At 65.5% G+C, this 18,254-nt stretch carries 13 protein-coding genes; all 13 read right to left on the bottom strand.

The genetic code is table 11. From position 1 onward, the window contains the following. Window positions 1-53: 53 nt before the first annotated feature. The 13 genes from QWY79_RS06655 to icmH are packed head-to-tail and all read right to left on the bottom strand — an operon-like array spanning window position 54 to window position 18,252. A complete protein-coding gene (locus tag QWY79_RS06655; RefSeq protein ID WP_290271120.1) occupies window positions 54-320 on the bottom strand; it encodes a PAAR domain-containing protein in 267 nt (88 codons plus the stop codon). Then, the gene (locus tag QWY79_RS06660; protein ID WP_290271123.1) at window positions 317-1,255 is read right to left on the bottom strand and encodes a hypothetical protein; all 939 of its coding nucleotides are present in this window, start codon (window positions 1,253-1,255) and stop codon (window positions 317-319) included. Before QWY79_RS06660 ends, QWY79_RS06655 begins: the two co-directional genes overlap by 4 nt. Further along, window positions 1,242-3,143, bottom strand: a complete 1,902-nt coding sequence (locus QWY79_RS06665) for a hypothetical protein (RefSeq protein ID WP_290271125.1) — start codon at window positions 3,141-3,143, stop codon at window positions 1,242-1,244. Before QWY79_RS06665 ends, QWY79_RS06660 begins: the two co-directional genes overlap by 14 nt. Then, window positions 3,140-4,507: a DUF4123 domain-containing protein gene (locus tag QWY79_RS06670; RefSeq protein ID WP_290271127.1), complete on the bottom strand. Its 1,368-nt coding sequence runs from the start codon at window positions 4,505-4,507 to the stop codon at window positions 3,140-3,142. Before QWY79_RS06670 ends, QWY79_RS06665 begins: the two co-directional genes overlap by 4 nt. A gap of 3 nt (window positions 4,508-4,510) precedes the next feature. Continuing rightward, on the bottom strand, window positions 4,511-6,478 hold the full coding sequence (locus QWY79_RS06675; protein ID WP_290271129.1) for a type VI secretion system Vgr family protein: 1,968 nt from the start codon (window positions 6,476-6,478) through the stop codon (window positions 4,511-4,513). 1 nt (window position 6,479) lies between these two features. Beyond that, on the bottom strand, window positions 6,480-6,605 hold the full coding sequence (locus QWY79_RS06680) for a hypothetical protein (RefSeq protein ID WP_290271131.1): 126 nt from the start codon (window positions 6,603-6,605) through the stop codon (window positions 6,480-6,482). Between the two features lie 14 nt (window positions 6,606-6,619). After that, window positions 6,620-7,297: a GNAT family N-acetyltransferase gene (locus QWY79_RS06685; RefSeq protein ID WP_290271132.1), complete on the bottom strand. Its 678-nt coding sequence runs from the start codon at window positions 7,295-7,297 to the stop codon at window positions 6,620-6,622. After that, window positions 7,281-10,985 carry a type VI secretion system membrane subunit TssM gene (gene tssM / locus QWY79_RS06690; protein ID WP_290271136.1) on the bottom strand — a complete coding sequence of 1,235 codons (3,705 nt, stop codon included), beginning with the start codon at window positions 10,983-10,985 and terminating at the stop codon, window positions 7,281-7,283. Before tssM ends, QWY79_RS06685 begins: the two co-directional genes overlap by 17 nt. A 37-nt stretch (window positions 10,986-11,022) precedes the next feature. Further along, complete coding sequence (gene tssA, locus QWY79_RS06695) at window positions 11,023-12,480, bottom strand: type VI secretion system protein TssA (protein ID WP_290271137.1); 1,458 nt, start codon at window positions 12,478-12,480, stop codon at window positions 11,023-11,025. A gap of 48 nt (window positions 12,481-12,528) precedes the next feature. Then, window positions 12,529-13,224, bottom strand: coding sequence for a type VI secretion system-associated protein VasI (gene vasI / locus QWY79_RS06700; RefSeq protein ID WP_290271139.1), 696 nt, complete (start codon window positions 13,222-13,224; stop codon window positions 12,529-12,531). Then, window positions 13,221-14,813: a sigma-54 interaction domain-containing protein gene (locus tag QWY79_RS06705; protein WP_290271141.1), complete on the bottom strand. Its 1,593-nt coding sequence runs from the start codon at window positions 14,811-14,813 to the stop codon at window positions 13,221-13,223. Before QWY79_RS06705 ends, vasI begins: the two co-directional genes overlap by 4 nt. 3 nt (window positions 14,814-14,816) lie before the next feature. Beyond that, on the bottom strand, window positions 14,817-17,432 hold the full coding sequence (gene tssH, locus QWY79_RS06710; protein WP_290271143.1) for a type VI secretion system ATPase TssH: 2,616 nt from the start codon (window positions 17,430-17,432) through the stop codon (window positions 14,817-14,819). 10 nt (window positions 17,433-17,442) lie between these two features. Next, window positions 17,443-18,252 carry a type IVB secretion system protein IcmH/DotU gene (icmH, locus tag QWY79_RS06715; RefSeq protein WP_290271145.1) on the bottom strand — a complete coding sequence of 270 codons (810 nt, stop codon included), beginning with the start codon at window positions 18,250-18,252 and terminating at the stop codon, window positions 17,443-17,445. Window positions 18,253-18,254 lie beyond the last annotated feature (2 nt).

The raw sequence follows: 18,254 nt of genomic DNA on the forward strand, positions 1-18,254 counted from the left end.
TGCATGGGGAAGTTCAGCCCCATGTTGCCTCAATCAAGGCGCCACGGCCCACCTCACGGCTGCACCCTGGCCTGGCTGGCGGCGGAGATGATCTCGCCGCCGTGGTCGGTCTTGCAGCCGAGGTAGGCCGTGGGCTTGCCATCGGTGCTGGAACTCCCCGAGCCCTCGATGATAGTGGCGCCACAGGCGGTCTTGTCGCCCACCCGGGCCACCGCCTGGCCCTCGACCCGGGAACGCGGCGAGCCGGAGACAATCGGCGTAACGCCGTGGCCATTACAGGGGCAACGATGCAGATCGCCCTGGCGTGCGATGGGTTTCATCGGCAGATCACCCACTGACCGTTACGGCGGATGAAGTAAGGCCTTATCTTGCTTGAAACGCCTTCTTCCTGCACATGGTTAAACCGTATCGGGACCTGAACCCCCTCTGTTGTCAGCCAGGCCACTCGATTATCCGCCGCCAAGTTCAGGGTTAATGGCTCTTCTGGAAAACTATTTAATTGATAAATATCAGGATTGTCGAAAAACATATTGTAGCTGAAGCGGTGACGAACATAGGCTTCTGGCGTATCGGTTGCAGTAGCGAGCTCTTGGGTTCTTGTCGATGCTGCCGCCAATAGGGCATCGTTGTTGCCCGCGGCAAAGAGCTTATGCAATCGACGGTACTCACGGGTCAGGCTGTCGCGGGTGGCGTCATTATCGCGCAAAACATCACCCTCTTCCCAGCACCAAGTGGGCATCGGCTGGCGATTATTTAAGGATATATGCAACGTGTCAAAGTCCTCTTTTCTAACAAAGCGGATCTCACTTTTACGTGGTTGCAAAGGAGCGCCCACGTCTCTTGATACAACCTCCGGTTTGGCACCTTCCTCTCCAGGTCTCATCACCACCTCAAACGCCGTGCGGGCTTCGGTGTTGGGGTTTTTCCCCGGTTCCCAGTACAAAAGGGAAACCCGCACTTTATGTGCAGCGTCGTACTCATATGGAAATGTATCTAAATTAATAGTGTTCTTACCGTTCCTTATATATTCGGTGACTGACTGGCGGCGATCAAAACTACTGGGGGTGCCAGTAAAATCGAGCATAATACCATGTACAGATAGCGATGATGGCAAACCGTTAACACTCCACCGGACGCCAAATTGATAATCTTCACTCTGTGCCATTGCCTGTGCCCCTATACTGATCATAAGCGTTATAATAAGTGCAGTAAGCGATTTCATACGGTAACGTAAACCCTCGTTATGTAAACCCATAAAACTCTCCTTCCCAGGCTTCAGCCAAGCGGTAGGAATGGGTACTGCCATCTTCTTGCCAACGTTTACCATCGGAGGTCTCGATTACTTGGGCGCTGCGGCCCCTTGTTTTACCACCAACAGCAGGCTCGTCTTCACTAGACTCTACATCCGCCTTCTTATAGCCCTGTACGCGAAGCACAGCACCAGCATGAGAAAGCTGGTAACCCCACTTCCCATCCTTTATGGTAATATCAATGCTGCCGCTGGTCGCGATTTCCACTCGGTATTTGAAGACCGTTTCCTCGGTAAAAAGGCTGTCGAAATACCCCATCATCCCGCCGCCCACCGCAGCGCTCAATTTGATATTGACCTGGCCCTGGGGCTCCTCAAAAACCTCTTTCTGAACATTATACTCGGCTCTAAGCATGTGGTTACCGAGCGTGTCTTCCGTGGGGGAGGGGCCAACACCCAGGCCGACCTCCATGAACAACTCGGGAGTGAAGCCATATTCTATCACCCACAAATCACGGCCTGATTCGGCATCTTCCATGAACGCAACGAGCGCAGCTCCGGCGGGATGCCTCATGGCTACCCGCTTTAGAGCTTCATAGATATCGACTCTGATACCGCACTCATAGGCCAGAGAAAGGCCGGGGGTTATGTTCCACGAGGCCCCGGGCGCACCTTCTTCCTCGACCTGTTCGGTCGTGGCACCAAGCATCAGCTCTGGCCCAATGCTGTAGAAACTGAAAACCCTGTCGTCATCATTTTCGGTAGCACTCAGATTTTTGGCTATACGCTGCGAGGCGTCGGTCAGGGTGCTGAAGAACCGTTCAACCGTACTGTTCTGATTCCTCTGATTATCGGCCCGCCGAATCGATGGCCCGGTATCATACGTCTCGGTTTGGCTCGGGCTGGTACCTACCGTGATTGTCCTGCTCTTGGCGCCACATACCACTGTCATGTCGGCATGTATGCCCCACCCCTGGCGACTTGAGGCCTGCCTGACTCGCGGCCCCATCCCTTTTTGGTCAGCCAGTTCACGACCTTCACTTTTTTCTACAAACCGTGTGCCCAGGTTTGGCGGTGCTATGGTGACCAAGCCATCAAATTTCAATTGAGGAAGCGTAACTGAGGTAAAGACGAAGTCGTTGGTACCATCATGGCTGATCCGAAAGTCCTGCTCACTCACCATGGCTTTGCGGTTCATGATGATATCCAGCAGCATGGCGGCCGTTTTAACGGCGAGTCCCGCCTCCGGTGGTATAAGCCCCATGAGTGCACCGGGCAAGGAGATGGGTGGCACGGGTTCGGTCAGCACCGTAAAGTCGACAGTCGTGGTCGTTCCTGGGCTGAGCACAGTGCCGTCCATTTCGTCGGTCCAGTACACTCGGTGCTCTCCGTGTGAGCAGTTGTCGAGCGTTATCGCTACCTGGCCCTCGTCCTTGAGCTGCGTCCCCTCCAGAAAATCCTCTAACGTCCCCTCGCCTGCCACAAACTGATGTGCCACGAAGTAGATGGTGCCGTCCGTTTCCTTTAGCTCATTTTCTCCTTGAAGGGTGACGCGGTTATTTTCTCCACCATGACACACCACCTCAACTTTCTTTATGCAGGGCGTTAACGAAGCACACTCAACACAACTGCCACCGAATTCACTATCGTGCGTAGGAACTTCAAGCTCAGGTAATGGATCGATCGGACTATCAGTAAGCGGCTGGCCCCCGTTGTTCAGATAATCCTCGTATTGGGCACGTGCCGCATCCTCCTGCACGACCTGACCCACTGGGTCATTGCCATGATGCAGGGCCGATTGGAGGGAGCGCAGGGTGCGTAGCGGACTCGAGAAATGCTCCGGCTGCTGCTCCACCAGTGCTGCCATGTCTTCAATGCTCGGCTGATAGCTCATGAGCGTTCCTCGTTCATGATGGGCCGGTAGTTATCCTCGCTGGCCGGGTCACCCGCCGCGCCAAGCAGCGAATGCCGCACGCGACCATGGGGCAACCAGGTCAGCAACTGCTCACGCTTGCGCCAACCGGCGGTCTGCGGGTTGGCCAGTATCTTCCCGGCCTCCGGGTGGCGTTGCGGGAAGTCCGGCCCCAGTTCCATCACGCACCTGGCCAGTGTCTCGGTCTGTCGAGTGGAGGTCAGCTGGTAGCGCTGCCCCAGCTGGGTGGCCTCCTCGACCACGCGACGCCGCTTGTCGGCTGGTGATTGGGGATAAGGCTCAGCTAGCGATCGAGCCAGCGCTTGTCGTGACCTGAGCTGGGCCAGCTTGCCGAAGTGCTGATACTCCGTCTCGCCAATCGCGAACTGGCGACCCGGTGTGTTGTCGGCAGGCGTTTCGGCGTTGACGGTGACGCGCAACAACCGCCCGTGCACTTCGTCGTTGCCGGCATCCAGGCCCATCGCCGGCATCAGTTCGAGCTCGGGCGGCAATGTCATCGAAGGCGACAAGCTCATTACCATGGCGTCCAAGGGCGCCATCAGGGCGGTCAGTTTCCACTTCGCCAGTGCCTGGCTCATGTCCAGCGCCACCCGGGGGTCGTAGAAACGGAAATACACCGGCGCCTGGTCGTTGGCCGGGGTCCACAGCATGGTGAACTTGCGCAGGTGGGTACGCAGCTGTTTCAGGGTGGCCGTGGACTGCAGCAGGATGCCCCAGTGATGGTCCTGGGGCAGGCCCTGGAGCCAGGTGACCAGCTCGCTGTCGGGTTCGAGGCGCACCAGCCAGGGCGCCATGGCGCGGGTGTCGGCGTCCGCCGAGGCATACAGGCAGGCGCTTTGCACTTCGCTATCGGCGACCCGGGCCATCACCTCACGGCAGTTCACGCCGTCGATGACGGCCCAAAGAGGCGGCTGGTCGGAGTCGAACAGACTGTCCCAGTCCGTCTCGCTGTAGGTGGCCGGCGGCGGGACCGGCTCAGCCGGCGCGTCATGGGCCATCGCCGGCTCGGGTTCGTGGAGGATGGGCAGCATCTCGCCACAGGCCACCGGCGCCGCCTCGGTGAGGCTGTTGGCCAGGTCCACCAGCGGCTGCTCCATGCCCTGCTCGCGAAAGCGCTGGATCAGCGGCTTCACCTGCTCGAAGGCTGTCAGCTCGAGGCCGGCCTCGCGCAGCGAGTGTTCGACACGCTGGCGCGCTTCGACGGCATCCAGGGCCCAGACCACCGCCACGCTCACCGCCTCATCGGTCACTGCCTGCCATTGCCGAGCATCAGCCGAGGGCGCGCGAACCTGACAACGACCTACCCAGTTATCACGCTGTGACATGGATCATTCTTCCTCTGCCGGGCAATGCGAGACGAAGGGAGCGCCCTCCCCGGCGGCAGCTTCAAGCACCGCCGGGATGGCCGGCGTGGCGGCAGCGCCGGGGGATGCCGAGCCGACATTCAGCGCCGGCGTGACATCGACACTGCCATTGGCCACCACCAGTGCGGTGCCACCGGAGACGAGGGTGATCTTGCTGGCATCCAGGACGATCTCGCCATCGGCCTTGAAGGTCAGGTCACCGCCTACCTGGGTGCCACTGTCGCCCTTGACGGTCTGCCCCAGGTCGCCCCCGATCTTTTCACTGCGGTCAGTGGTGACCGTGACATCCTGCTTGCCCTCGATGCTTTCGACCCGATTCCTGGCGACCGTCAGAAAGGAGTCGTTGCCGATGGAGGCCGTGTCATCGAATTCGACGCGCTTCTGACGGGAGTTGTTGACCTGGAGTTCCAGGTTGCGCTGGGCATGCACATAGATGAACTGTGCGTCGGCCTTGTCCTCGAAACACAGCTCATTGAAGCCATCGCCCTGATGGGTCCGGGTCTTGAAGGTGGTGCGCGTCTTGTGCGCCGGCAGTTCGTAGGGCGGCACGTTGACGGCGTGGTGGGTGCGCCCGGTGATGATCGGCTGGTCTGGGTCGCCTTCCAGGAAGGAGACGATCACCTCGTGGCCGATGCGCGGGATGGCCTGGAAGCCATAGCCACCGCCGGCCCAGCCCTGGCTGACGCGGATCCAGGCACTGGCGGTCTCGTCCGGCTTGGCGTAGCGGTCCCAGGGGAACTGCACCTTGACCCGGCCGTGTTCGTCGCAGTAGATCTCCTCGCCCTCGGGGCCGACCACGAAGGCGACCTGCGGGCCATCGATGCACGGCCGGGGCTCGGGCTCGGCCCGCCAGGTGATGTCCGACGGCGCCAGGCTCAGCCGGTTGTTGAGGGTGGTCTGGCCGTCGGCCTGTGCGGCGTCTTCTTCCAGGGCCTGGGGCTGGGTGCCGTGGTGTTGAACACTGACCACCTGCCAGTCGCCCGGGGCCGGCAGGTCGTCGCCGCCAAGGGTGAAGCGCCGGCCGGGCGCCAGCTCGGCCAGGTTGCTCTCGGCCTCGGCGGTGGTGGCGTCGCGGCGCAGCCATTCCAGGCGGTGGCGGGTGAAGGCCTTGCCGGAGGGGTCGGCCTTGAAGCGCCCGGGGTAGTCGAAGTGCTCATAGCTGTCGCGCTGAGCGTGCTGGCCGAGCCCTTCGCCCTGCTTGTCGTGCAGTTGCGCGTAGGCGGGCTGCTTGAAGCTGTAGTCCTTGAGGGTGGCGCTGGCCGGGCGCACGCGGCTGGTCTGGCGCAGGCGGCGCACATGGGTCTCGGGCGGTGTGCCACCGGCGCGGTGGTGGTAGGTGCTTTCACCCAGCGAGCTCAGCGCCTGGGGCGAGTCGGCGAACACCAGGCGGTGAATGCCTCCCTCGGCGTCCTCGAACTCGTGAAAGAAGCTGAAGCCCTCCTCGGCGGCCAGGCGCTGGATGAAGGCCAGATCGGTCTCGCGGTACTGCACCACGTACTCGCGCGTGGCGGGCTGGCGGGTGGCGGCGAAGGCCACGTCGGTGAGGCCGTTTTCCTCGCACAGGGTGTTGATCACCGTCAGCGGCGAGACGTTCTGGAAGATGCGCGAGTTCTGCCGCAGCGAGAGCCGCCACAGCGCCGGGCGAATGGTGAAGTGGTAATGGGTACGGCGATGGCCGCGATCCCCGCGGGCGAACTCGCTGACCACGCCGTGCACGCGGCGGGTCGGCTGGTCGTCATGCCAGACCGTGAGCGTGGCGCCGCTTTCCAGCAGGTCGCCGGGCTTGAGGTCGGGGCGACGGCTGGCGGCCTCGACCTCCAGAGTGAAGGGCGCGGAGAGCGCCTCGTCGAGCTGGAAGTCGACCACCGCCAGGTCGAGGCTGTCGCCGCCGGCCAGGCTGAGCGTGAAGTTCAGGCGATTGGGCTTGGCCATGTCAGCTACCCTCCCCGGTGGCGCTGCCGATCCTCATCACCGAGGGGCTGCCTTCGATGAGCGGCGTGGGGGAAAAGCCTTCATGGTCGGTGCCGATGTCGCCGACCAGTACGAATTTGTGTGCCATCTCAACCTCCTTGTCTAATGGGCTAAGGTTCCAGCTGAGCGACCTGCTCGCTTGGAGTCATTCCATTGGGCCGGGGCCTCGTAATGGGCCACGCCCTGAGCGTCGGTGTAGCGACATTCGAAACCGGCCTTTTCGAGGCTGCGAATGGCCACGCTGCACTGGCGCGGCAGCCGCACTTCCACCGGGGTGCCGCGCAACACATTGCGCAGGGCGGTCAGCAGCCGGCCGGCATGGCGGCGCTCCTGCCACTGGGGCTCGACGTAGAAGAAGCGCAGTTGCCAGGCGGCCTCGTCATCGCGGCGGCAGACGAAGGCCATGCCGAGGGCGTGGCCATCCTCGTGGCGCAGGGCCAGCAATCGGCCCTGCCAGTGCGCCACGCCCTGCTGTTCGCGCTGCAGCCAGAGGCCGCGATGCACGACGAACTCGAGGGCCCGGCTCAGGGTCTCGAGGCGCGCCTCGTCGCGCAGCACCCAGGGCGAGGCCCCGCTGCGCTCGGCGCGTCTGGCGGCCTCGAGGAAGCCATCGATGTCGTCCGTGCGGGCATCCTCCAGCGGCAGTGACAGCGGCCTGGCGGGCGCCGTGGCGGTGGCGTCCGAGGCATGCGGCTCGGCCGGGGGTGTCGCGGTGTCACGCACCGACCCGAGGGTCGTCCCCCGCGCCTTGTCGACCCAGTGCTTAATTGCCTTGAGCATTGTCGCGACCTCCCTCGTCACGCTGGGCATCATCCGCCGTGTCGGCTTCGGACTCACGTTCGGCATACAGCGCCACCGGCAGGTTGAAGCCGGCCACCAGCGGCCTGGTGAAGGGGTTGTGCGGGCCGTCGGCGCTCAGTCGGTAATGCACGCTGCCACCGTCGACCTCGAAGCTGAGCTCCAGGGCGTGCTGACCGGCCCCAGTCAGCTGCGCCTGATCGAGCAGGCGGAACCAGGCCCAGGGGCCGTTGCGGCTCAGGGTGCGCGGCGAACGGTTGTATTCGCTGGGCACCAGGGTGATGCGGCTTTCATTGCTGTCGCGCAGGCCATTGGGCCAGATCATCGAGACCGGGTGGCGCGAACCATGGGCATAGTCGATGAGCTGGCCGTCGACACTGATCACCGCGCGCCGCTTGTTGGAGCTCAGCGACAGGGGTTCGAGGGAGAAGGGCACATCCAGGCTGCCGTCACGGTCCAGGTAGGCGTCACGAATGCGCTCGGCACGCTGGAAGGCCTGCATCACGCCCTCGCGCAACAGGGAGTTGCCCCGCGAATCGCGTAGCGCTTCTTCCTCGATGAACGGCTTGAGGTTGGACTCGTAGAAGGCATCCAGGGTACCGCCGGCGGCGAAGAAGTCCTCGAAGTCGTTGAGGGCGACGTCGCGCTCGGAACCCGGCGCCAGCGGATAACGGCCCGCCAGTCGGCTCTGGAAGGGCGCCACCACGTCATCGCGCCACTGCTTCTCGAGGTGGCGGATGGCCGAGCCCATCAGCAGCTGCCAGCTCTGGTCGGCCAGGCTGGTCAGCATGCGGCCAACCGGGTCCGGCGTTTCCTCGGCGATGCGCTGCAGACGGGTGATGGGGTCACCGCCGCCCAGCGAGATGCGATCCCGCGCCAGCAGGAAGGCCTCGCGGCCGGAGTCACTGGCTTCATCGACCTGGCGCAGGTAGTCACGCAGCTCGCCGACGGCCGTCTTGATCTCGCTGAGGTTGGAAGGATTGTCGCCACGCGCCCGGGTCAGGGCGTCGAGCTCGACGAAGTCGCGTTCGATCTCGCTGGCCAATCGATAGCGTGGCGATTCCTGCAGAGCCTGACGCGCCTCCTCGTCGCCCTCGGGGAGCGTCGGGTAGAGGTCGGTCTGCTGCGCGACCTCGCCGAGCAGGCGATCCAGCGGGCGGCTGGCGCCGATCAGGCCATCGGCGACCACCACGGCCTGATGGATGTCGGGCAGGGGCACCATCTGGATATCCGCCAGGGCCTCGCGCCAGGTGCGGCGGTAGTCGCTGACATAGAGTTCGCGCAGGGCATCCTGCAGGCGTTCGCGGTCAGCCTTGCTGAAGTCGATGTCGTCGCGCTTGCCGAGTACCCACATGTCGATCAGGGCCAGCTCGGTGGCCTGGTCGAGCTTGTCGAGGAAGTAGTTTTCGAAGCCACCCCGGGTCAGCAGGCTGGGGATGCGCACGTTCTGCGGATCGTCGTTGCGCGACATGAAGACCAGGTTGAAGGCCGGGCCGACACTGTCGCGCAGGTCGAGCATGGCCGAGCTACGCTGGTCGCTGCCGGACTTGAGGGAGGCATAGACGCGCTCGTGCATGGGCTGGCGGGCCAGCTCGCGTTGCGCCGCCGAGATGCTGCCACGCAGTGGGGCCATGGCATCCTGGGCACCGGGCACATCGGCCTCGGCATGACCGGCCAGGTCGGTGTCGGCCATGGCATTGTCGAGGTGATAGAGCAGTCGACGCTGCACATCGCCCTGCCCGGGGAAGGCCCGCTGCCAGCGCTCGGCCATGAAGTCGTGGACACGTTCGGGCTGGCGACCGCTGGCATCGGCCATCATGCGAATGATGCGCAGCAGCGAGAGCTTGCGGTTGCTGCCCTGCGCGGCGTCGTTCATGTCATCCATGATGCCGATCATCAGCGAGGGCAGGAATTTCTGCTCGAGCAGCTGGAGATAGGCATTGTCGATCTCGGCACCCAGCTCATGCCCCTGATAGAGCCCCATGTCGGCGAACAGCCAGGGCCGTGAGCGGTAGTCACCGAACTCCTCGGTGGTGCTGATCAAGCGGTTCAGTGGCTTGAGCAGGTCGCGCCCGGTGGGATCGCCGATGTTCCACTCATCGGGCTTGAGCATCAGGAAGGACTGGGCCTTGTCTTCCACCGCGGCCAGAGCCTGCTGGTTCTTCTGGTAGAAGTGGCTCCAGCCGCCGACCATCGCCAGGCCGACGAATAGGCAGGCAAAAGCGCTGTAACGCTTGAGCTTTTCGCGTCGCCAGATCACCCGGGCGTTGTCACCGGCGAGATTGGCTTCAGGGTAGATGATGCGCTCGAAGAGTTCCTCGGTGAAGTACTGCCCGGACCGCGCGGCGCGGTGGGCGGGCAGCACACTGGCGTCCATGCCGTAGCGGCGCGCCGCGGCATCGACGAAGGGGTCTTCGGGCACGCCCTGCTGATACACCGAGGTGAAATAGGCCCCGCGCACCATGGCGGCGGTGGAGAAGCGGTCGCTGGACAGTGCCTCGGTCAAAAAGCCATGCAGGACGTCACGCAACCCGGCCAGCTGGCGGACGAAGCGGAACACCGCCTCGCGTTCGTTCTGGTCGCGGCACTCGTTGAGCAATGTGGGCAGTTGGTGATTGAGGCGTTCGAGCATGGCGTCGTAGTGCGTGACGAACTCGTCTTCCCACTGCCCGGGGGTGTCCAGGGCCTCGGCGGAGAAGGTGAAGCCCATCGGCGCCCTGCGGGCGGTGCGCGAGTAGTGACGGAAGAACTCGTCGAAACCGTGCAGCAGGTCCATCTTGCTGAAGGTCACGTAGACCGGCAGGCGGCTGCCGTGGCGCTCCATCAGCTCGCTGAGGCGGGCGCGCAGCAGCGCGGCGTAGGCCTTGCGCACCACCACCCGGGCATCACTCAGGCGTGCCAGGTCAAGTACCAGCACCACGCCATCCAGCGGCCGCCTGGGGCGTTGCTCCTCCAGCCAGTCGACGAAGTGATTCCACAGGCGGCTCTTGGCCTCCTCGGGGGCATTCTCCTGCAGGGCGCCCTGGGTCAGCAGTTCGCCATCCGGGTCGATGAGGACCGCCCGGTCGCCGATCCACCAGTCGAAGCCGAGCTGCTCACGCCGGTGTTCCCCGGAAGCGTTGAGGAGCTGGGTGAGCGAGAAGTTCTGGCCGGAGCGATTGACCAGGCTGGTCTTGCCGGCATTCTCGACGCCCATGACCAGGTACCAGGGCAGCTTGTAGCGCGCCTTTCTGCCGCCGCCCAACCGGTCGACCAGGGTCGCCAGGATGCTGTCGAGCCGCGCCTGCTGGCGATCGATCTGGTCGAGAACCGGGTCGTCCGCACGCTGTGCCGCCGACTCGGCCTGTTCGTCGACCGCCTTGAGGCGTCGCGCCAGGCGAATGCCCCAGACCACGGCCACCACGACGAGCAGCGCCAGGGTCGCCAGGGCGCGATTGACCCAGGGCCCGAGGGGACGCGTGTCGAAGGCCTGCCATTTTGGCCCCAGCCACCAGATGGCCACCACCAATACGATGAGCAGCAGCCACCAAAGCCACTTGCCCAGGTTCTTGAGGCCGCCCTGCACGCCCTTGGCGGCATTGGCGTGACTGCGGGCCTGGTTGGCCTTGCTCTGCATGCTGGAGAGCCCGGGCACCCAGCGGCTGAGCGCCGATCTTATGCGTCCTTTCATTTGACTGCTTTCCTCATCCCTGTCGATTCGGTTGTGCTCATGACGCGCCCTCGCTCAGCGCCTGGAGCCGTTGCGGCAAGGCCGGCTCCCAGTGGTCGAGGTGGATGCCGCTGACGGCGTCGTGCAAGGCTTGATAGTGCTGGCGTGCCATGGCCTCGAGGCCGGCGTCGCGTAGCAGGTCGGCACTGGCCAGGCGCCAGTAGACGCGCTCGCGGGGCGAGCCCGCGGCGGCGAGCCCCTCATCGAGCACGGCCAGCGCCGCGCCCAGCCCCTCGCCTTGCAGCCGCTCGCGGGCGGTTTCCAGGCCCTCTTGCCAGGGGTCGCCTCCCGCCCCCAGGCTGGCGCCGGTTGGGCTGTTGTCTGTAGCCGAGGCCAGCCACTGCCGGGTGGCGTCATCGAGGAAGGCCGTGCCGTCGCTGAAGGTCAGTCCGTCGAGGCCGGGAAGGCGATCGACGAAGCGGCGGACCTCATCACGAATGGCCTCGGCACAGCCCTCATGTTCGAGTCGCCGGGCCATCTCGGCGCTCAGGCGGTGGCCTTCCAGCCAGTAGGGGCTGAGCGCCAGGCTGTTCTCGATGCGCCGCCATTCGTCGAGGCTGGGCCGGCCCGCCAGGGCCTCGCGATAGGCGGCCACCCGGTCGGCGGAAACCGGGGCCAGGTCGGTGCGGCCATCGGCACGGCTCATCGGCAGCGTCTGAATGGTGTGCCAGATGGCATAGCGGCGCAGTCGATAGCCCAGGGGGTCGCCGGGGGACTGGTCGTTGAGAAACTCGGCCATCTTGATCAGCGACTGCCGGTTGGCGCGTTCGTTGCCGGACTCCAGGCGCATCTCGGGGGCGCGCGCCGGCTCGGAGGCATCGCTGTCGGTCGCCGGAGCGGCCGTCTGCCGCGACGTTGATGCCTGCCGAGTGTCGTGGCGGCCGGTCGAGGCGGCAGCGGCGTCCGCGTCGGGGTCGGTCTGCTCCAGCAGGCGCGCCAGGTCGATCAGTGCCTGGTCCGATAGCTCGCGGGCAACGGCCTGCTCGCGCAGTCGCTGCAGGGCCTGGCGACACGCCTCCAGTTCGGCCTCGGCGGCCGCGAAGTCCAGCGCTGCGGCCAGCTTGAGGCCACGTTGGGTAAACTGCTGAAACAGCTTGCCGCGCATGCGATTGCCTTTTGCCCCGGGCGCGGGATAGGCCTCGGCCCACCAGTGTTCGAGGCTGCCCGCCAGCAGGTGCAGCGACAGCGCGAAGCGCACCGGGTCGCCGCCCTGTTGCAGACAGTGCAGCAGGTGGCCCAGTACGCGCAGGTCCTTGCCCTGTTCGGTGAGCAGCCGCACGGCACGGTCCTCCGCGCCGGCCCAGTCCATGTCGCCATGCTGCAGGGAGCCGACGCGCATCATCTGTTCATCGAGCCAGTCATAGTCGTCGCTGTTGCCCACGGGCTCGCCAACGCCCTCGGCGATGGGGCCGAGGATGTCGTCGAGCTGGGATTCGCGGGTGATTCTTATCGCCATATCGTCATCACGGAGTCGCTTGCCTGAGGTTGTCGCTGCCCGTTGCTGTCACCAGCGGCACATGGTGCGCAGTGGCTTGATGCGCTCGCGCAGGCCCGCCACGTCGAAACTGAGGCCATCGATGACCGGCATCTCGCTGGCCAGCTCCAGGCGCTGGCTGGACAGCAGACGCTTCAGGGTGTCGATGGCCGGCAGCCCGCGGCCGCCGCTGAGCACATGACCGCCATCCAGCACGCGCCAGTCCTGATCGGCCCTTGCCGATTCGCCCTCGAGGGTCAGTGATACCCGGGTGGCATCACTGGGTTCGGGCAGGTGCAGCTGAAATCGCGTGATGTTGGCGGCACAACTGATCACCAGCACCGGTCGCGGCGGCACCGTGCCCAGTGCCGGTACGCTCAGCAGGACGCTGTCGTCGGTCTTTGCGACCATCAGCCCCATGTGCTGGGCATCGCGGCCGGCCTCGAGGCGCGCCACGCGCTGCCACAGCCGCGAGCGCTCGCCGGAGGCCACATCACTGCCTGTCGAGACCTCGCGAAAGAGGTCGTCATAGCACTGCAGGCGCTCCAGACGGACGTCGCTCGCGGCACATTCACGCGCCTGGTCGAGGCGCTGCTGCGCGGCGTCGGCGCCCTGTTTGTTGGCCTGAGCGGCGCCAGCGAGGCCCAGCGCGACACAGCATGCGGCCCATGCCAGGCGCGGGCGGCGCTTGCCGGTGCAATGGTGTCGGGAGTGAGTTGCTGTCATGAGTTATCCAGATTCAGTTGGCGGCACTTGTGCGCCAGGGTCCGCTTGGGAAGCCCCAGGCTCTCGGCCGCCAGCGTTCGATTGCCCTCGAAGAGTGCCAGCCGCTGCTGAATCAGCGCCGCCTCGTAGTCGCGCAGTGCCTGACGCAGATCGCCGATGTCGTCTTCCTCGCCTGTCGCCCTGGCCGCCTGCGACTCGAGCGGGTCATCGTCCTCATCACTGGCGGCGGGACTGCGGGGCAGTGCCATCAGGTCGATATCATCGCCGCTGTGCGTCATGGCGCAGGCGTAGTCGATCAGGTTCTTGAGTTCGCGGACGTTGCCCGGGTAATCGCGGTCGTGCAGCTCGGCCAGGGCCGCCCGGCTGATGCCCACCAGCTCGCGGTCCTCGCGCTCGCAGAAGTCGGCGATGAAGGACTGGACCAGCGGCTCGATATCTTCACGACGCTCGCGCAAGGGCGGCAGCGCCAGCGGGAACTGGTTCAGGCGATAGTAGAGGTCGGCGCGGAAGTGGCCATCGCGCATGCGCTGATGCAGCGGCTGGTGGGTGGCGGCGATCAGTCGCAGATCGACCCGGCACTCCTCGCTGGCGCCCAGCGGGCGATAGCGCCCGGACTCCAGCACCCGCAGCAGCTTGGCCTGGAGCGACAGCGGCATGTCGCCGATTTCGTCGAGAAAGAGGGTGCCGCCATCGGCCTGACCGACCAGCCCCTGCTGAGCGCGGTCGGCGCCGGAGAAGGCGCCCTGGGCATAGCCGAACAGCTCGGACTCCAGCAGTGCCTCGGGGATGGCCGCGCAGTTCAGCGCCATGAAGGGTTCTGCAGCGCGCACCGAGGCCCAGTGTATGCCGCGCGCCACCAGGTCCTTGCCGGTGCCGGTTTCGCCGCGCAGCAGCACCGCCAGCTGGGTCTCGGCGGCGCGCACGGCCTGATCCCGCAGGTTCCGGATGCTGGCGGAGTCGCCCTTGATCTGCTGACCCAGGCGGCCGCTCAGGGTCTGACGCCGGGCATTGGCATTGAAGCGGGTCAACGAGTCCTGCAGGTTGGCCTGACGCTGGCGTTCGCCCTGCTGACGCAGATGCCAGGCCCAGAGCTGACAGAGCAGGGACTCGAAGGCCTCGAAATCCGTGCTGGCGGTCAGCGGCGCGAGGCAGTCGCGTGGCCCGACCAGGCTCATGACGCCCAACCATTGGCGATCGTCATCCGGGGCGCGCAACGGGCGTACCTCGAGCATCCAGTCCGGTGCACAGTCGGCGACCAGGGCCTGGAAGGCGGAGTGGTCGAGGCGCGAGCGCGCTTCGCCCAGCGCGAGCTGCATCGGCTCACCCCGCCGAATGGCATGGGCATAGGGGTGCGTGAAGTCATCACAGGCCAGCCGCACGCCCTGATCCTCGTCCGAGAGCCAGCGCCCGCTGGTATCCAGCACCAGACAGCCGGCCCGGGGAATACCCAGCTGCTGAAGCAGCGTTGCGGCGCGCTGACACAGCTGGCGGGGAGACTGACTGTCGACCAGCGTCAGGGCACCGACCATCCCGGCCAATGGCGCCGAGTCGGGGGTGGTGACGCTGGGGTCGATCGTCAGCGCTTCCATGGGTCACACCACCTCTGCCTTGAAGCCGTCTTCGCAGACGCCGAGCACCACACGCGAGATGGGTTCCTGACGCGACAGGCGCTCGAGGATCGAGCGCGAGACGGGCGGCAGCAGCTCGCCCTCGATGACCGAGTCCAGCATGCGGGCGCCGTTCTCGCTACGGTTGGCGCGCTCGCAGATGGCCTCGGCCAGCGCCGGCTCGAGGGTCACCTCGGCCTGGCGATGGCGGTCGCGAATGCGCTCGGCCAGGGTCTCGAGCTTGGCGTCGACGATGCGCTGCAGTACCTGCCGGTCCAGCGGGAAGTAGGGCACCACTTCCATGCGCGCCAGCAGGGCCGGCTTGAAGAACTCGGCCAGCACCGGGTAGAGCGCCGGTTCCAGGGCCTCGGGCTGGTCGGCATGGCGGACGATGGTCTCGTAGCCCAGGTTGGAGGTCAGGAAGAACAGCACGTTGCGGCAGTCGATGAGCCGGCCTTCGCCGTCGGCCATCTCGCCCTTGTCGAAGGCCTGGTAGAAGAGGTTGAGCACGTCGGGGTGGGCCTTCTCGACCTCGTCCAGGAGTACCACCGAGTAGGGGCGCTGACGGATGCTCTCGGTGAGCAGGCCGCCCTCGCCGAAGCCGACATAGCCGGGGGGCGAGCCGATCAGGCGGGAGACGGTGTGCTTTTCCTGATATTCGGACATGTTGATGGTCGTCATGAACTGACGCCCGCCGTAGAGGCTCTCGGCGATCTGCACCACGGTTTCGGTCTTGCCCACTCCGCTGGGGCCGACCAGCAGGAAGGCGCCCAGCGGCAGGCCCGGACGACGCAGGTCGGCGCGCGCGGTCAGCAGGTGACGATGCAACCGCTTGACGGCCTCGTCCTGGCCCTTGATGGCCCGGCCCAGCTGCTCGGGCAGCTCGGTGAGGCGCGTCAGTTCGTCACTGCTGATGCGCTCCACCGGCACCCCGGTCCAGTCGCCGATGACCTCGGCGATCCGGGCTTCCTCGACACTGGCATGCACCAGGGCATGCTCGCGCTGCAGTTGCTCGAGGCGCGCCTCGTATTCGCTCAGGGCCTGGCGGCGCTGCTCATCCTCGTCGGGGAGGGCATCGCCGGCGTCCGGCGAGCCGTCGAGCAGGGCCTGATGCAGCTCGAGCATGGCATCGACGCATTCGCGCTGTTCCTGCCAGGCGCCCTGCAGCGCCTCCAGCTCGGCTTCGTGACCGGCCAGGCGACTCATCAGCTCGTTGCGGCGTTGCTCGTCGGTCGCACGCCCCAGGCGCGTCTCGCGCTGCAGGTGGTCGTGCTCGCGCCGTGCCGCCTGGTATTCGCTCTGCAGGTGACTGAGGCGGCGTGGCTCGGCGTCCAGTGCCTGAGCGAGACGGGTGCAGGCGGTGTCCAGTACGTCAATGGCCTTGTCGGGCAGCTGGCGGCCGGCCAGGTAGCGGGCGGAGAGTTCGGCGGCGGCGCGCAGGCCACTGTCGCCGATCAGGACGCCATGGGTCGTTTCGTAGACATCACGCAGGCCGCGCAGGATGACCAGTGCCTGTTCGGTATCGGGCTCGGCCAAGGTGACGGGCTGGAAGCGCCGCGACAGCGCCGGGTCCTTCTCGAAGTGCTTCTTGTACTCGCGCCAGGTGGTCGCGGCGATGGTGCGCAGCTCGCCGCGGGCCAGCGCCGGCTTGAGCAGGTTGGCGGCATCGGCGCCGCCTTCCTGGTTGCCGGCGCCGATCAGGGTGTGCGCCTCGTCGATGAACATCAGGGTGGGCCGCGGCGCCTGGCGCACTTCCTCGATGACGCCCTTGAGGCGCTTCTCGAACTCGCCCTTGACCGAGGCACCGGCCTGCAGCGCGCCCAGGTCCAGGGCGATGAGCTCCACGTCCGCAAGCGAGGCCGGCACCTGGCCGGCGACGATACGCAGGGCCAGGCCCTCGACGACCGCGCTCTTGCCGACGCCGGCCTCGCCCAGGACGATGGGGTTGTTCTTGCGACGCCGGCCGAGGATATCGAGCATCTGGTCGATCTCGGGGTCACGTCCCAGTACCGGGTCGAGTTCGCCGTTGCGTGCCTGCTCGGTGAGCGAGGTGGCAAAGCGCTCCAGGGCGGAATCGCCGCCATTCGCCGGGCGTGGCGCATTCGACTCGGAGGTGGCGACCACGGCCTCGGCCGATTCGCGGGTCAGCAGCGTGAAGTCGCGACGCAGGCGTTCACGGTTGATGCGTTCCAGCACGCTGCGGCTGCTGGTGCCCAGATAGCGCTCGGCATGGTGCAGCAGGGCGGTGAGGATCAGGCCACTGCGCAACTCGCGGTGTTCGAACTCGGTGCTGGCCAACAACCAGGCGTCCTGCAGCAGCTCGACCAGCAGCGGCGAGAAGCTCGGCACCTCGGTGTCCAGCTCGGCGGGCGGGCGGGCGTCCTCGACCAGCGCCTGACGCAGCTCGTCGACATTGATGCCTTCCACCTCGAGCAACACCCGCACGTCGCACAGTGGCTGGTCGACCAGCGCCAGCAGCAGGTGCGTGGCGCTGATTTCCGCGGCCTGCTGCTCGCCACACAGCGCTGCGGCCTGTTCGAGTCCTTGACGGGCAACCCCGTTGAGGCGGCCGATCAGCGCCGCCAGATCCATCCTTAGCATGCCTGCTTCCCTAGTTGGTAATCCGGTCGAGTAACGCACCGACCTGACCGGCCTGGTGCTCCAGCGAAATCGAGAGTCCGAGGTAGATCACCAGCATCATGCCGGCGAAAATCGCGAAGATGCCCCACAACGGCATGCCGTCTCCCTGGCGCCGGGAGGTGTTCTGCACGTTGTCCAGCGGGTGGGTGAGCAGGTCGTCCTCGTGGTGGTCCAGCGAGGCCAGCTGGTCACCGAGCTCGCGCAGTATCTGGTCGTATTCGTCCTTGCCGTGGGAGCGCACCTTGTAGCGGCCCTCGAAACCCAGACACAGGCAGAGGTAGATGAAGGCCAGCATGTCACGATAGCGCCGCGGCTCCTGGCGCAGGCGCGAGAGGATCGAGAAGACCTTTTCGCCGCCCCAGGTCTCGTTGTGAAAGCGCGCCAACAATGAGTGCGCGGCCCAGGCACTCTGGTTGCCCCAGGGCGTGGCCATGACGGCTTCATCGATGAAGGAGCAGAGCACATAGCGATAGGCCAGCAGCGTGGGCCGGTCGTAGCCCTGTTCGGTGAGCTCGACCTCGATGGACGCCACCTCCTCGACGACCTGGCTATACAGCTGTTCGATGCTTTCCATCTGCTCGACATGGCGGATGCGCACCACCATGCCCAGCAAGGGGCTGGCGGCATCGACCAGCGGATTGATGCTGTGGCCACGCAGCCGGAACCAGTAGTCTTCGTCGGCATCCAGGTGGCCGGCGTGGCCGTGTACCAGCCAGTCGAGCCCCTCGGGGTTGATGGTGTCCTCGTGGCGCGTGGCGTCAGGTGATACGAGCGTCGACATGG

It is taken from the genome of Halomonas sabkhae (assembly GCF_030409265.1).
Taxonomy (GTDB): Bacteria; Pseudomonadota; Gammaproteobacteria; order Pseudomonadales; family Halomonadaceae; genus Halomonas; species Halomonas halmophila.

Bases quoted from the DNA above. Each gene is read 5' to 3' on its own strand.
- QWY79_RS06655 (WP_290271120.1), bottom strand. From the start codon at position 320: ATGAAACCCATCGCACGCCAGGGCGATCTGCATCGTTGCCCCTGTAAT.
- QWY79_RS06660 (WP_290271123.1), bottom strand. From the start codon at position 1,255: ATGGGTTTACATAACGAGGGTTTACGTTACCGTATGAAATCGCTTACT.
- QWY79_RS06665 (WP_290271125.1), bottom strand. From the start codon at position 3,143: ATGAGCTATCAGCCGAGCATTGAAGACATGGCAGCACTGGTGGAGCAG.
- QWY79_RS06670 (WP_290271127.1), bottom strand. From the start codon at position 4,507: ATGTCACAGCGTGATAACTGGGTAGGTCGTTGTCAGGTTCGCGCGCCC.
- QWY79_RS06675 (WP_290271129.1), bottom strand. From the start codon at position 6,478: ATGGCCAAGCCCAATCGCCTGAACTTCACGCTCAGCCTGGCCGGCGGC.
- QWY79_RS06680 (WP_290271131.1), bottom strand. From the start codon at position 6,605: ATGGCACACAAATTCGTACTGGTCGGCGACATCGGCACCGACCATGAA.
- QWY79_RS06685 (WP_290271132.1), bottom strand. From the start codon at position 7,297: ATGCTCAAGGCAATTAAGCACTGGGTCGACAAGGCGCGGGGGACGACC.
- tssM (WP_290271136.1), bottom strand. From the start codon at position 10,985: ATGAAAGGACGCATAAGATCGGCGCTCAGCCGCTGGGTGCCCGGGCTC.
- tssA (WP_290271137.1), bottom strand. From the start codon at position 12,480: ATGGCGATAAGAATCACCCGCGAATCCCAGCTCGACGACATCCTCGGC.
- vasI (WP_290271139.1), bottom strand. From the start codon at position 13,224: ATGACAGCAACTCACTCCCGACACCATTGCACCGGCAAGCGCCGCCCG.
- QWY79_RS06705 (WP_290271141.1), bottom strand. From the start codon at position 14,813: ATGGAAGCGCTGACGATCGACCCCAGCGTCACCACCCCCGACTCGGCG.
- tssH (WP_290271143.1), bottom strand. From the start codon at position 17,432: ATGCTAAGGATGGATCTGGCGGCGCTGATCGGCCGCCTCAACGGGGTT.
- icmH (WP_290271145.1), bottom strand. From the start codon at position 18,252: ATGTCGACGCTCGTATCACCTGACGCCACGCGCCACGAGGACACCATC.